This window comes from Halomonas sp. 3A7M (assembly GCF_014897875.1).
In the GTDB taxonomy this organism is placed as follows: domain Bacteria; phylum Pseudomonadota; class Gammaproteobacteria; order Pseudomonadales; family Halomonadaceae; genus Vreelandella.
In genome coordinates, this window is the sequence record NZ_JABUZD010000082.1 from 1 (window position 1) to 13,700 (window position 13,700).

Annotated in this window: 11 protein-coding genes; 4 read left to right on the plus strand and 7 right to left on the minus strand. The window is 51.6% G+C overall.

From position 1 onward, the window contains the following. The first annotated feature begins 463 nt into the window (after positions 1-463). Both INT19_RS07435 and INT19_RS07440 read left to right on the plus strand, forming a co-directional pair. Positions 464-1,168, plus strand: coding sequence for a YagK/YfjJ domain-containing protein (locus tag INT19_RS07435; protein ID WP_193060308.1), 705 nt, complete (start codon positions 464-466; stop codon positions 1,166-1,168). A 99-nt stretch (positions 1,169-1,267) separates the two neighbouring features. Further along, a complete protein-coding gene (locus INT19_RS07440) occupies positions 1,268-1,525 on the plus strand; it encodes a helix-turn-helix domain-containing protein (RefSeq protein WP_226912571.1) in 258 nt (85 codons plus the stop codon). Positions 1,526-1,614: 89 nt separating this feature from the next. Here the strand turns inward: INT19_RS07440 and INT19_RS07445 are convergent, their stop codons facing one another. Then, positions 1,615-3,192 carry a hypothetical protein gene (locus INT19_RS07445; RefSeq protein ID WP_193060309.1) on the minus strand — a complete coding sequence of 526 codons (1,578 nt, stop codon included), beginning with the start codon at positions 3,190-3,192 and terminating at the stop codon, positions 1,615-1,617. Positions 3,193-3,293: 101 nt separating this feature from the next. Between INT19_RS07445 and INT19_RS07450 the strand changes: the two genes are divergently transcribed. Both INT19_RS07450 and INT19_RS07455 read left to right on the plus strand, forming a co-directional pair. Next, positions 3,294-4,478, plus strand: a complete 1,185-nt coding sequence (locus INT19_RS07450; RefSeq protein ID WP_193060310.1) for a hypothetical protein — start codon at positions 3,294-3,296, stop codon at positions 4,476-4,478. A 38-nt stretch (positions 4,479-4,516) separates the two neighbouring features. After that, on the plus strand, positions 4,517-5,212 hold the full coding sequence (locus INT19_RS07455; RefSeq protein WP_193060311.1) for a SapC family protein: 696 nt from the start codon (positions 4,517-4,519) through the stop codon (positions 5,210-5,212). A gap of 90 nt (positions 5,213-5,302) precedes the next feature. On the opposite strand, the gene INT19_RS07460 is transcribed toward INT19_RS07455, so the two are convergent. The 6 genes from INT19_RS07460 to gmd all read right to left on the minus strand — a co-directional run bounded on the left by INT19_RS07460 (position 5,303) and on the right by gmd (position 13,672). Then, a complete protein-coding gene (locus tag INT19_RS07460; RefSeq protein ID WP_193060312.1) occupies positions 5,303-6,295 on the minus strand; it encodes a DUF4214 domain-containing protein in 993 nt (330 codons plus the stop codon). Positions 6,296-6,371: 76 nt separating this feature from the next. Then, positions 6,372-6,572 (minus strand): DUF6447 family protein, encoded by a 201-nt coding sequence (locus tag INT19_RS07465; protein WP_193060313.1) that lies wholly within the window; start codon positions 6,570-6,572, stop codon positions 6,372-6,374. 35 nt (positions 6,573-6,607) lie between these two features. Next, positions 6,608-7,420: a SapC family protein gene (locus tag INT19_RS07470; RefSeq protein WP_193060314.1), complete on the minus strand. Its 813-nt coding sequence runs from the start codon at positions 7,418-7,420 to the stop codon at positions 6,608-6,610. A 120-nt stretch (positions 7,421-7,540) separates the two neighbouring features. Next, positions 7,541-11,197 carry a DUF4214 domain-containing protein gene (locus INT19_RS07475; RefSeq protein ID WP_193060315.1) on the minus strand — a complete coding sequence of 1,219 codons (3,657 nt, stop codon included), beginning with the start codon at positions 11,195-11,197 and terminating at the stop codon, positions 7,541-7,543. 509 nt (positions 11,198-11,706) lie between these two features. Next, on the minus strand, positions 11,707-12,606 hold the full coding sequence (locus INT19_RS07480) for an NAD-dependent epimerase/dehydratase family protein (protein WP_193060316.1): 900 nt from the start codon (positions 12,604-12,606) through the stop codon (positions 11,707-11,709). Positions 12,607-12,640: 34 nt separating this feature from the next. Continuing rightward, entirely contained in the window at positions 12,641-13,672 is a 1,032-nt protein-coding gene (gene gmd / locus INT19_RS07485) for a GDP-mannose 4,6-dehydratase (RefSeq protein WP_193060317.1), read from the minus strand. Positions 13,673-13,700: the final 28 nt, after the last annotated feature.

Here is a 13,700-nt window from a genome sequence, read left to right on the forward strand (position 1 = left end):
GAGTGCGGTACTGGCTGAGGTACTATGAGAAATCCAGGTTAGGATACGTTAGTATTACTTACTCAATATACCAACTGTTATCATCCTTCCCAAAGGATCAATCCTGAAACACGACCAACATTTAACGACTGATCAGTCACTAAAGCCCTCACCTATAAAACGTCATCAATCGCTCTCAACACTCCCATTAGGCTTATGATCGTAATGAAACAAACGACGATCACTAACGCCAACACAGTGCTCAACCAACACCGCTTAATCAGTCCATCATCTGAATCAGTCCTTACCTTCATTCCTGGGTTGATACCTACCCGTTAGCGTCACTTCACCACCGTCGTAGGTTTACACGCCGTGCCGTATCTACATGACCCGTGTACTGACCTAGACACGGTCACCAGACCTTGCCGTTTTCAGCGTAGTGAAAAGGCGCTCCTTTGACTCACTTACTTCCATGAGATGATGTATGACCGCGACGCCGTGTATTAACCGCAATCTAACGCCGATCACCTCCTCGACGTATTGGCCCGCGCCTGGCACCGAGTTACCGGTACTCACCCACCGGGGGCCTTTAGCAAAAGAGTATTTAGATATCCTTTACCGCGTAACGTGGAACGCCATTAGCGAGAGTAAACGGGTGATGGCCTGCCGCTTTGATCTCACCCTCCCCCACGGCGTGACCTTGCCCCACGATGGCCACTCCAACGCCCCGATCAAACGCTGTATGGCCTCCTTCCAAGCAAAGGTAAATTATGATCGCCAACGTCGAGGAAGCCCACATCACTGCCGCATTCGCTATGTGATTGCCCGAGAACAAAGCCAAGACGGCGCACCCCACTTCCACCTGCTGCTGTTTTTTAATCTGCATGCCTACCACACGCCAGGCACCGTGGATTACGAAGGCCGCAACCTGTTCAACATGCTCTCGGAAGCGTGGGCTAGTGCCTTGGGGATTCCGACGGAGATCGCCAAACCTTGTGTTCAGCTGTCCAGGGGCCATCCAACAGAGCAAGAAGTGTGGCATGCCCCTTTACTCAGCCATTACTACCTGGAAGCCAACAACGACTACGCGGCACTGCCTGCCCTATTTTTACGCGGTAGCTACCTGTGCAAGCTCTTCAGCAAGGCTTACGGCCAAGGTCATCGGGCCATCTTATACAGTCATGGATAGTACCTGGGTGAAGATAAGTGCATCGACAGGGAACGATGTACGCCATGGTATGGGGCCGTCCATGACGGAACGGCCCATCGCCTTCTTATGGAGTAAGCAATGGCCTCATTTTCGACAAAAGCGCAACCCATCTACCCGCTCACACACCTACCGCTCACTAGCATGACGCATGTCCAATTGATGGCAGACGTGCAGGCATGCCGACAGCATCAAGGACTAACTCAGGCCGAGCTGGCCCAGCAATTAGGGATTAGCGTGCGGACGTATCAGGAGTGGGAACAGGGGCGGCGCTGCCCTTCGGGTGCCGCCGTCACCCTGCTGCGGGGGTACTTACACATGACGACATCACGACATTGATTGATTAAAAACCACAAAAAAGGCCCTTTTTCAGGGCCAATATGGAGAAACCGTGGATCACGATGTCGTGATGTCGTAAGTAAGACGCGTTAGACGTGTCGACGGGCAATGCTGATGGGGGCGATTTCCCAACGGTAAGTGCTTCCACGCTTGCCATTGTCTAAACACCGATACCCTTGCGCATTAAGCAGCGACGCAGCTCGTTTAAGGGCCGCCCCCATCGCTCGGGCATTGGCAGGCCAATCACGTTCCGCCACGTCCTGCTCTCGATAGGGTGATAAGAGCGTTAACCATTCCCCCGCCGGGTACTCCACTGCCTCTCGCTGCCCCGATTCATCAAAAAAGCGTTCCACCGCCATTGCCACAGGGTCTTGTTCTATCAACTCTCGGGCACGCTCGTTGCGATAGTCTTCGTATTGTGCCCAGAAGGCCTCATCCGTCCCGGCCACCGCCCGGGAAACAATCATCCCTACTTTGCAGAAGTCTTGCCACCCATCAGGAACATGACGATCTAGGAAGGTGGTATCTATGTGGGCATGCGCTTGGCCAAGCAATTCAAATAACGCCGCTTGTACCATCGATAGATCATTGGGGATGAGCAATCGTCCTATATTGGGGTCGATGTCAGACGGTGCAGATTTACTAGCAGGTGGTGACCGCAAAGGCAACTCAATACTGAGTGTACGCTCCACCAGCGCTGGATCGGTAACGACGGGTTCATCAGCACTGATGAGGGGCATACGCTTTGTACGAAGGTGAGAAGAAGACCCTTTTTTCTTCCAAGCAAGGGTCGTACCGTTCAGAAAACCCAGCAAGCGTCGCTGAACAGCCGTCGAAAGCGGCTTCTCCACGCCATTCAATACCAACACATGGTGATGCCATGCCAAGGCATCCAAATCGCTCACTTTACTTGGCGGCTGATGGTTCACATCATCGCGAATGCATGGATCAAGCCATTGTTTGAGGGCCGTTAACCACCGTGTTTTACCTTGATGAGACACACCGGTGATTTCTAATGCCAGCATCTGACGTTCAGGCATCAGTGCTAGCACCATATAGGCGTAGATTAACCACTCCCGATTTAACGGTAGCGGTAAATGTTTTTCAATATACTGAATGTTCCTAACGTCAAACGCGTGAGCGCCTTGAACACCCCCGGTGGAATATGGACAACAGTTGGCGGGCCTCCAATGAGGCTGAAGTGTTGACGTATAGAATCGGCTTTCTTGCCCCCGCTCCCAGACAGAATAATGACCGTCTAAATCAATGTATCGCTCACCTTGCTCACCCAACCATGTACGACCATGGGCGACGTGCCTACGTTCAGCAGGCTCACTACGCAGAATATCCAGCGCATTGCTAATTTGTGTATTGGATACATCACGGTTGAGAAAGTCAGCCGCCCAACGCTTGAGCTCAGATCCTATCAACTCTGGCTCCATCAAGAGCGAACCGCCCAAAGCAAACGGCATCAGGTAATACACCCCATTCATATCCATAACTAACTGGTAATGATCGCGAATCAATTGACGAAGCATATTCGCATTACACGGCCTCACTGGCCTCCCTTGCTTGGCATTTTGCGGAGGCGTAATGGGCATGTTCATCCCTGTCGAATGGGATAAATAGGTGCCTTCTTGAGAGAGAGGAAATGTAGCACGGGTCATAAAAGACTCCTTTAAGAGACGTGGGGAATGGGCTGGGCTTGACGATGATGATAAAACTCATCTAACATTCAGATCATACCCCCGACTTGAAGATGACGGCAATGGCTAGATCACCGAACCCTGCGATAGCGCCCGACGCTCTAGCGCTGTTGGAGTATTGGCTTCTACGACCCGTGCTTGCTCTGAAGACAGCAAGCACCCCTACCTGGAAAGGTACTCTTGTCGATGTACAGGGCGCACTTCTTCCTCTGTTGAAAGCAGATGACGAAATAAAAAGAATACTGAGTTATCGAACGTGGGAAGGTTATGCCGGTGCGATGGTAGATCAACTGCCAACCAAGGCTGCCCCCTTTTCACCAGACCACCCGTCTTATGTATTACCCGTATCAGCTATTCTTGGACCGGCCCTGGTTATCCAAGACATTCTTCTGATCGAGGAATATCGTACCCAGGATAAAGGGCAAATAAGGCGCTTTGATCATAGCGTGACACGCTACTGGAATATCTTCCGCCCACTGCTGGAAAAGTACGGCATAACGTCCTCTGACACACAGCACCTTGACGTTCAGAACGGCTACTTCTTCGATCTCTATAAGGACGTCAAATGCTGCTTTTCTGAACTGCAAGAGGTGACAAAACACGCTGACAACCAGCGACAGATGCAGGCAGCTCGTAAAGCACTTTACAAAAGCACGAAATCATACACGCACTATTTAGATAGTTTGGTTCATCAGCATGCCGCTTTAGAGGTGTTATACATTGGGCTTACTTACACTCCGATGGCGAGTCGTCATCAACAGCCTCCATTGGACTTTTACGGAGCAGATGCGCATTTCAAGCAGTTTGTGCAGAAAAGACGACACTCGCCCTTATTCAAAGGACTGAAGGGGTATATTTGGAAACGTGATGGAAACAGCAGCTATCCCTATCTTTTTCATTTCTTTTTATTTTTTGACCCGGAGGTGTTTAGCATAACGCCTGACCTTAAAGAACAGATTTGTCAGTTATGGATAGAACAGATTACCCAAGGAGAGGGAGCGTGTGTGGATCTGTTGGACGGGCCAGTCACACGTCAACGGTTTTCACCTAAATGGCTGTGTCTCCCTAACCAAAAAGAAAATCGCACCACGGTATTACTTGACCGACAGCACGCCTCGTTTGAACCGCGTTTTCAAGAACTCAAGCGTATGGTTAACGCCCTGCTCCAGGTGGATCGCTTGACCTATCTTGAGTTTCCCGCTGGCTATCCGCGGCTTGGGCGCGGGCAACTACCGGTTTCTTCCTAACCCCCTCAACTGCCCACACCTGGGGCACGGAGCATTTGATGATCATTACCCGCGACGCCTTCTACGCACAGCGCATTACTCCGCGTGATAACCGCTTATTCGCTGCGCAGCAGGCGTGTGTAAGCCTAGTGTTGGCAGACATTACCCCGCTCGCCAACCAGGGCATTCCCATCGTGCTGCCTACTGGCCCAGAGACGCTACCACTCGCCCTTCTCCAACCGGGGCAAGGTAACCCGTTTGGTGATCATACGCCTCGGCTTTGGAAACACTATCCGTTCTCGCTCACGCAGCATGTGGTCGGGCTTGATGCCGATGGCTGTGGTCAACTAGGCAGCGTGTTATGGGGCGACCCTTATGCGCCGCATTGGGGAGATATGACGGGTCACCGGCTTTTCGAACCCGATGGCCAAGCCAGTGATTATTTACAAAGCACACTCAGTGGCTTACGCGAAGCACAACAAGAAACCTTAGTCACACAGCAGCTGGTCTGGCAACTTCACCAACTGCGTGTCTTGCTACCGGACACCATCACACATTCTGGCCATTGTTGGTGCGTATATCGCATTGACATGGATCATCTACAAACACGCATTGGAGCATCTGATGACCCTATGCACTGCCGCCTATTGATGATGGCACACGCCATCAATGACTCCCAACAGTCGCTGGGGCGCTCTAAAGCCTCGACATGGACACCATGGACAGAGGAATCCCCCACGGCCAAGCTAGGGTAGCGGCAGTAGCCGCTTTTATGCCGTATTAGCGCTTTTTGAAGAATAAAGTATATAGGCCCCTTCTAGGGGGCCTGACAGAGTGAGACCTCGTTAAATCACCCAGCCGCTATCGGTCTCTGCTAACCCTGACAACCACACGGCATTGTCGATATTTTCCTGGGAAACGGCGAAATAGTTCAGCACCTCGACTTGCGTTAGCCCGGTGGCCATTTGGTCAAGCCAATAGGTTTTACCAGCGGCATCGGCATTGCGGTCTAGTACGTTCAGGTACATGCGATCAATGAAGTCGTTATTGCTAGGCGCGCCGAAGTTCGTCAAAAACTCATCAGATTGGATAAAGAATCCGGAAATATCGATGGTGCTTTGGCCTTGTTGCGCCACCCCAATCCAGTAGTTCAAGCCGCTTTCATCAGGCTGGCGGTTGAGCGCCGCTTCGTAAATCAGGGCGATATTTTCAACGGTATTTTGAGTGATGTCTACCGCATTACCGTTTTCGTCCACTGGACTGTTCTCTGCTCCACTGTCAGTAGTGTCATACAAAAGGTGATCGGGAATATCGACACTTAATCCTTTGTTGCTCCCGTTGAAAGTGGTGTACAACACATACTCGCCAGCCTCCAGGTATAGCGGCCCACTGCTACCATACCCATCAGTGACTAAATTAAGCTGCTTATCATAAATTTTGTATGTTGCACTATCGCCGGTAGCGCTAATGAAGATATGGCCACTTTGATAGGTGGTAATACTATTAAAGTTTGTGTAGCCACTAACTTCATAACTCCCCTGTGTGACCGCTTGCAAGGAGTTGAAAGATTCGTCGCCAGGAAGGTAAATACTCACTTCCGCATTTCTTGGGCTACCGAACTGAGTGTGAAAATGGTATTTACCGCTCTTGAGATAAACGATATTCGAGTCCATTTTGCCGATAAGATTAAAGGCCTCATCGTAAATATCAGGATAGGAGTAGGATGACCTAAAAAGCACCGGCCCATCCGCTTTTGTTTCTATTGCGTAATACTTTTCATAGAGCGATGACCGATAGGTACCGGTTGTTACTGCCTGAAACAGCCCTTGAGAATCCATCTAAAACTTCCTTTTAGATATTACGTACAAAACGCCGCACAAAAGGCGGCGTTTTAACATCTAAGCAGCGGCCATCTTACTTCTTGGGAAGTTCTGCCTTTAGCGCATTGGCGTAGGCCGTGCGGGCGGTTTGGGCGATGGCGAGCTGGTGTTGCAGGCGGCGGATTTCTTCATCGGTGACGCGCAGGTTGACCACCTGGTTACGGGCACTTTCGGAAAGGTCGTTAACGCCGTATTCGCGGTTATCGATGGTGATGGTTTTCTGTTGTTCAGCCATGGAAAGCTCCTATTGGGTTTGAGTGGTGTTTTGGGTTAGCTATCGAAATCGAAGGAGAAGTCGTCATCGCCTTCTTCGAAGAGTTGATCCAGCGACATGGGCTGCTGGTCGGCCGCGCTGTCGGCGTGGTCGGCGCGGGTCATCTGGGCCAGCAGGCCATCGCGCAGGTTGTTCAGCGAAAGCAGGTGCGCGTATACCAGGGCCAAGGCACCGCTGGTTCGTAACTTAGCCAACGTATCACCATCCAGTGCGGCTAAGGCTTTTTCATCCACCAAACGAATACCGGCTAAACGCTTGCCACCCTTACCTTCTTCGCCCACATAGATTTGCCGCTCGGCCAGCAAGCCTGCTGCTTCTAACTCAGCCACTAGACCTAGAGTGCGGTGATTTTCCCGCTCCAGGTTGGTCAGCACCTTCTGGATTTGCTGGAGTGTTTCGGTAGCATGCCCCTGATCATCAAACAGGGCCAGGCCATCGGGGCGTTCCAGATGGCTCGCTTCGGCATCAAACTGAATAACATACTGCTGTTCACTGCCTGAGCCCTCAGTGCCTGGCACAGCTGCCAGCATAAAGGGGTAGCGGCGAATATGGGCAGGTATATAGCGACCAATCCAGTGGCCAGTGTCCTCTTTAACATGCATATTTTGACCGTGGTTAACGCCTACCAGCGCCTGGGGCAGGCCACCACTTAGCGGAAAGACGATAGGCATTTCACGGGCGATACGCGCCGTTTCCGCTGCGACCACCGGAATCAGCATTTGCTCCTTTGCAAAATCGTAAGGCTGGCGGGGATTAAAGCGCAACTGCTGATGTTCGCGAGGTTGTAGCGGGGTTAACTGACGAAACATGGTCTCTCCTTGAGAAATATTTGCTCTCGGCAGCATTAAACCAGCCGCCAAATAAAAAGGCCACCCCGAAGGATGGCCTTAGTACGACTACAGTGCAGTCAATAAGTTGCCAAAGGCAGCTTATGCAATACCTGCAAAGTTTTCATTTACGAGGTCTGTAGAGGCAACACCGTTCAACAGAATGGTGAAGTCCAGACCTTCGCTTGAAGTTACAACAGTGTCACCAGCTGCAAAGTCTGCTGCTGAGTAACCTTGGTCGATGTAAGCTTGCTGTGCATCGCCATCCAGCGCTGTGAAGAAGGCATTAGCATCTTCAACAACGATGTCTGCTGCGCTATCAACACCCAGGTCACGAAGGTCGATGATAGACTGGTTAGACAGCGTAACGTCTACGTTGTCAAACACTTGGAAGTTAGTGATCTCCCAAACCACACCAGCTTCATCAGCGTCGGCATTGAAGTCGAAGCTAGAGATGAACTCAGAGCTCGAACCATCACCGCCAACGTTGAAGCTAAAGTTGTATGCGTTAGCAACAATCGTACCGTTGGTGCCAGTTTCTGCGGCCCACTGTGCATTAAGCAGGTTACCTTCGAAGCCTGACAGGTCAACAGTGCTCAGGGCAGTGTCAAGATCGCCAATGTTCAGCGTAGTAGTAACATCACCATTCGCATCTACACCGCCACCAACAACTTCAAGTGTGCGAGCGTAAGTAGTACCTGCGTTGGTGCCGTCAGCAGTTTCCAGATCCAGATCAAAGTCGTAATCGGTCTCTGCAGCTAGACCCAGTGTAACTGTGCGGTAGTCTTGAACAGACAGCTCGCTGGTGTAATCGCCTGCGAAGTTAACGGAGATTTCGTTACCGTTAGCACGGTCAGAAGCGATAAACGTCAGGTTTGCGTCAGTGCCATTCGCTGCAACGTTTACAACCTCAGAACCAGACAGGTTGATCAACTCAGCTGCACCGCTTAGGGCTGCAATGTTGTACTGCTCAACACCGGATACCGCAGCGGCGTTGAATTCACCAGAGAAGCCAGTAAACGCGCCGTTGAACTGGTTGTTTACAGCCAGACCCAACTGAATGGTTTCAAAACCAGTAACAGTTGCCTGTGCATCACCACCGTACACAGCCAGGGTGTCGGTTTCTGCAGCAGTACCGGTAATGACGTCAGTTGCGCCGTTCAGGATACCAGCGTTCATAGCCAGATCCAGGTCGCCGCCCAGGTCAGAGCCGTCAACAACAGAAGCGCCAGAGCCCATGTTTGCAATGTGCAGGTCAAGGTTCTGTGTGCCGTCTAGGTCAACTTTGTTAACGCCAGCCAAAGCAGCGCTTTGTACCAGGTTTTCAGTGTTACGACGACCACCAGAAGTCAGATCCAGCTCACGAACCGCGCTGGTACCTGCACCTTCAGTGCTGACGTTGAATGCTTCAACAGTCAGTTCGCCATCCAAACGGGCAGTGTTGTCAAGCAGCACTTCCAGGTTGTTCTGGGTCGGGATCGGACGGGTGTTGATCACGTCGACAACGCCAATGAACTGGTCATTGTTGTTGTTGAGTGAACCCAGGGTCTGATTCTTACCAGAGACGGTCAGGTCTGTGTCAATACGCGCCTGAACGATATCGGTGTTAACACCAGTTTCAGCAATGGGATTGCCAGCTACATCAGAAGCCAAGTCTGTTGCAATAACAATTTCCTTGCCATCGATAGCGGTCATGTTGCCGGTAACGATGTTCTGGCGAGTGTTATTGTCGTCTGCAACAACTAAACGATCAACGTTAACGAACTCACCAAAGGCAGTTTGCGCAGCAGTGAATTTAATATCGCCAGGTGCGCGAGTGAAGTTGCCGAATTCATCAGCGGTAGCACCAGTGGTGGTGCTAACTTCAACGGTGTTCTCTTCGCCACCTTCCAGATCAACGGTAGTAGAGTTCTTCACAGCCAGATCAGTCAGGTTGACGCGATCGCTGCTGTCACCACCGATGATTTCAAGAGCGAAATCAGGGTCGGAAGCTACTTGGTTGTCAACGGTCAGGCTTAGGTTGTTGCCCGCGTCGCCCAGCAGGTAGCTGAACTGAACAGTCTCTTCTGCACCAGCCAGGTACTTGTCAAATACGTCAATTGACAGTTCGGCAGCCAGCTTGATTTCAGAGCTGTAGCCAGTGGCGTTGAATACACGAACGTCACGCAGACCGCTGTCGCCTTGACCATCTTCGTCAACGTCTACAGAAAGACGATCGTCGATAGTAGTGGAAACACCTTTCTCGTCAACTGTACGTGCGCCAACCTGGAAAGTACCCTGTGCGCCTTCTGCGACGTGGGTCAGGTTAACTTCTTCCAACTGCTGTTCAGCAGAGAAAGAGTCTTGTACTGAATTAGGGTTGTTTTCAGAACGCAGGCTCTTGATGTGGCTGTCACGATCAACCAGAACATCCATTACTTCGATGCCACGGTCGCCGGACATAGCTGCGATGTTAACGTCGCCACCACGTGAACCGTTACCGGCACCGTCAAGTACCAGCGTGGTTTGAGTCGGGCCTTCCTGCTCTAAACGACCCACTTCAACGCGGTTACGTACGTCGATATCAGCTGTCGCACCGAAAATCAGCGCTTCGCCTTCAACGATTTCGAACGGACGACCTTGCTCATCGTCGATCACGAACTGGCCGTTACCAGTGTGAGAAACGCTAAGACCTTCAAGGTTTTGCGCTTCGATTTCAGCAGCAATGGCAGCTTCAAGCTCAGCCCAGGTGTTAGCAGCAGAGATCTGGTCATTAGACAAGGTTACGTCTTCACCACCAACAGTGAAATTAACTTCACGAACGGTGATGTTTTGCAGCTCGTTAGCGGCCAGCACTTGGTCGCCATCGATTTCCTGAATGACGATGCTCAGTTCAGAGTCAGAGCTGACATCACCTTCCAGGAACAGCGGGTTGAAGTAAGCTTCATAGCCAACTTCCGGATCGGTTTCGCGCATACCGAAGGTGGTTTCGTCGGTAGCGGTGCGGATATCTTCGATGCGGATATCGGCACGGCTGTTATCTGTCCACCACTGTTCAACACCAGCCATTTTCTCAGCGTCTACAGTAGCGCCGAAGGTAGTGTTGGAAGCACCTTGGTCTACACGAGTAGCTTGTGCACGCAGGTAAACTTCTTGGATGTTAGTGGTCTCAGCAGAAATCGCTGGTGCCCAGTTGTCAGAAATGGAACCTGATGCAATCAAGTCAGCGCGCAGAACGTTGGTGCTATCAGCACCGCCGTCAAGAACGTCGCCAGTTTCAAAGGTATTGGCTAACTCGCCAGAACCGGTTTCGTTTTGCGTAACCGGTGCTTCGAAAGTGGTGTCTGAACCGTCAGCGCCTTGCAGGTTGTCGGCTTGCTGAGTCAGACGAATAGTTTCGTCGCTACCCGGCGGCGTCGGCATCTGATCATCGACTTTCTCATCGAACGCTGCAGCGTCTTCGTCAGAAGCGGCAGAGATGAACAGCTGCGGGAGTTCGCTGGCCGGTACGGAAGCACCGTCACCGTTAACCCAGTATTCCAGGCCTTCTGCTTCTGGCTCACGACCGAACATGTTCTGGTAGATAGCGGTTACCAGCTCTTCACGAGTACGGTCGCCGTAGAGTTCTACGTATTCAGGCTGATCGTCATTGGCTAGGTATGTACGCAGCTCAGATTCGCTAACGCCCTGCTCCTGCCAGTAATCGATCCCTTCTTGATCAGCTGTACGGTTAAAATAAGCCGTATAAAGCTGCTGAATTTGGGTAGTAGTTAAAGCCATTGATGTAACTCCGTGTTTAAGTGTCGAATCGACATTAGCCGCGTTTAGCTCTGTATGGCAAGCGCGGCCGTGAGCGAGGCCTCGCTCCAGAGATCAGGCTGATGAAAAACCATCAACACTGACACTCATCCCTTGCGTTTCGGTTTAGGCATCGCTGAATTATCGGCGAACACTTTATACCGTCACAACATTTCGCAGCTACGTTTTACCCGTAGCCCTTGAGGTAAGTCAATAGGTTGAGCTTAGTAAAAAAACATCATCGGGTGCAATGCAAGATTTGGCAAGACTTGAATTATTTCTATCAATTCTGTTTCTGCTATTTTTGCTTCTACCCGTTTTGTAACGTTTCGCTAATGCTTTCCATATTGATTGCATTTTAAGATAACCTAATGAGGTGTTGGTTACCCTTTGCTCATTCTTTTAACTTAGCATGGTTTAAGCTTGCCATAGATCAAGGCTATTGCCAATAAAAAACAGCGTTTCCTTATGATGTCATCGTTGCATAGCCTTCAATCAGGTGCTTTTTCGAGCATGTCGGCCAGCGTTTGATCCAGTGAATAGCGTTTCAAACTAGGCAACCAGGCGTTTAAACGCTGAGTACAAGCCTTTAGCTCCGGTATTTCATTGCTTCGAACAAACGTCGGGTTAACTTCTATGGTTAATGTATGGTTTGCCAACATTTCCAGTCGGTGAATAACGTCTTTTAGTGACGCCGCCTTGCCACTGCCCACATTAACAATGCTGCCGCTTTTGGCCTCAACAGGCCATTCCGTTAATAACCGGCAGTAAATGCTGGCTATGTCGCGTACGTCGCTAAAGTCGCGGCTTACGTGGGTATTGCCCAGCTCAATCACACTCGCCCGCTGCTGTATGTGTTGCACAATTTTAGGCACTAAAAAGTGCGCTGCTTGCCCTGGGCCGGTGTAGTTGAAAGGTCGTGCAATCATTAGCGGTAGGCGTTCGGCGTAGGTGTTAGCAATATGCTCCATAGCCATTTTGGAGTTGGCGTAGTGGTTCACCGGTGCTGGGGACACCTGTTCACTGATCACCGCTTGGCCGTTGGCCCCATACACATTGGCACTGCTGGCCAACAGTACCCTTGGCGGGTCTGGCAGTACACTGACTGCTTTGAGCAGGTTTTCGGTGCCGAGCACATTGACGTGGTAAAAATCCAGCGGCGTGGGGTGGCCCACAAACGACAGCGCCGCTAAGTGGTATACCTGTTGTGGCGCTACGCTGTTGACCAGCGCGGCGAGCGCAGCCGCATCGTTAAGGTCTATCGCGTGGTGCTCATCGGCGCCGCAAGGCTGGCTGGCCAGGGCCACCACGCGGCGCCCCTGACGTTTTAATTCGGCAATCAGATAACGGCCGGTAAAGCCGCTGCCGCCTGTGACTAGGCAGGTTTGCATGGTGGCTCCTTACCGCTTTAGTGGCCCGGGTGGCTTATGCACCGGTGCCATTTTTGACGCGTTCCAAGTCGGCTTCTACCATCATCTTGCACAGTTCTTCCAGACTGGTGTTAGGCTGCCAGCCGAGTTCTTGGGTGGCTTTGGCCGGGTTGCCTATCAGCAGTTCTACCTCGGCCGGGCGGTAGAACTTCGGGTCGATGACCACCACGATGTTACCGGTAGCGACGTCAACGGCGGCTTCCTGTTCGGCTTCGCCTTCCCAACGCAGTTCAATATCCGCCGCTTTAAAGGCGAGCGTGACAAAATCACGCACGGTTTCGGTGCGGTTAGTAGCCAGCACGTAGGTTTCCGGGGTGTCGGCTTGCAGCATGCGCCACATGCCTTCCACGTACTCTTTGGCGTAGCCCCAGTCGCGCTTGGCATCCAAGTTACCCAGAGCCAAGTGGGTCTGTTTGCCGAGCTTGATGCGGGCAACGCCGTCGGTAATCTTACGGGTGACGAATTCGCGGCCACGCAGGGGCGACTCATGATTGAACAGAATGCCGCTGGTGGCGAAGATGTTATAGGACTCACGGTAGTTAATGGTCATCCAGTGAGCATAGAGCTTGGCCACGCCGTAAGGGCTGCGCGGGTAGAAATCAGTGGCTTCGGTTTGCGGCACTTGCTGTACTTTGCCGAACATTTCCGAGGTGGAAGCCTGATAGAAACGAATGGAGCTGTCGACGATACGGATCGCTTCTAATAAATTCACCACGCCCAGCCCGGTGATCTCGGCCGTTGTAATGGGCTGGTCAAACGAGACGCCTACGAAACTTTGCGCGGCAAGGTTGTAAATTTCACGGGGCTTGCACTGCTGCACTAGGCGAATGCTGGAGGATAAATCGGTAAGGTCGTACTCCACCAAGTGCAAGTTGGGGTGGTTTTGTATGCCAAGTTCTTCGATACGCCAAAAATTGACCGAGCTGGTACGGCGGTATGTACCGTACACGGTGTAACCTTTTTCTAGCAGTAGCTCAGCAAGATAAGCGCCGTCCTGGCCCGTAATTCCTGTCACGATCGCGTTCATGACGCAGTTCCTTTCTTCATAGTAAGTT

Bases quoted from the DNA above. Each gene is read 5' to 3' on its own strand.
- INT19_RS07435 (WP_193060308.1), top strand. From the start codon at position 464: ATGACCGCGACGCCGTGTATTAACCGCAATCTAACGCCGATCACCTCC.
- INT19_RS07440 (WP_226912571.1), top strand. From the start codon at position 1,268: ATGGCCTCATTTTCGACAAAAGCGCAACCCATCTACCCGCTCACACAC.
- INT19_RS07445 (WP_193060309.1), bottom strand. From the start codon at position 3,192: ATGACCCGTGCTACATTTCCTCTCTCTCAAGAAGGCACCTATTTATCC.
- INT19_RS07450 (WP_193060310.1), top strand. From the start codon at position 3,294: ATGGCTAGATCACCGAACCCTGCGATAGCGCCCGACGCTCTAGCGCTG.
- INT19_RS07455 (WP_193060311.1), top strand. From the start codon at position 4,517: ATGATCATTACCCGCGACGCCTTCTACGCACAGCGCATTACTCCGCGT.
- INT19_RS07460 (WP_193060312.1), bottom strand. From the start codon at position 6,295: ATGGATTCTCAAGGGCTGTTTCAGGCAGTAACAACCGGTACCTATCGG.
- INT19_RS07465 (WP_193060313.1), bottom strand. From the start codon at position 6,572: ATGGCTGAACAACAGAAAACCATCACCATCGATAACCGCGAATACGGC.
- INT19_RS07470 (WP_193060314.1), bottom strand. From the start codon at position 7,420: ATGTTTCGTCAGTTAACCCCGCTACAACCTCGCGAACATCAGCAGTTG.
- INT19_RS07475 (WP_193060315.1), bottom strand. From the start codon at position 11,197: ATGGCTTTAACTACTACCCAAATTCAGCAGCTTTATACGGCTTATTTT.
- INT19_RS07480 (WP_193060316.1), bottom strand. From the start codon at position 12,606: ATGCAAACCTGCCTAGTCACAGGCGGCAGCGGCTTTACCGGCCGTTAT.
- gmd (WP_193060317.1), bottom strand. From the start codon at position 13,672: ATGAACGCGATCGTGACAGGAATTACGGGCCAGGACGGCGCTTATCTT.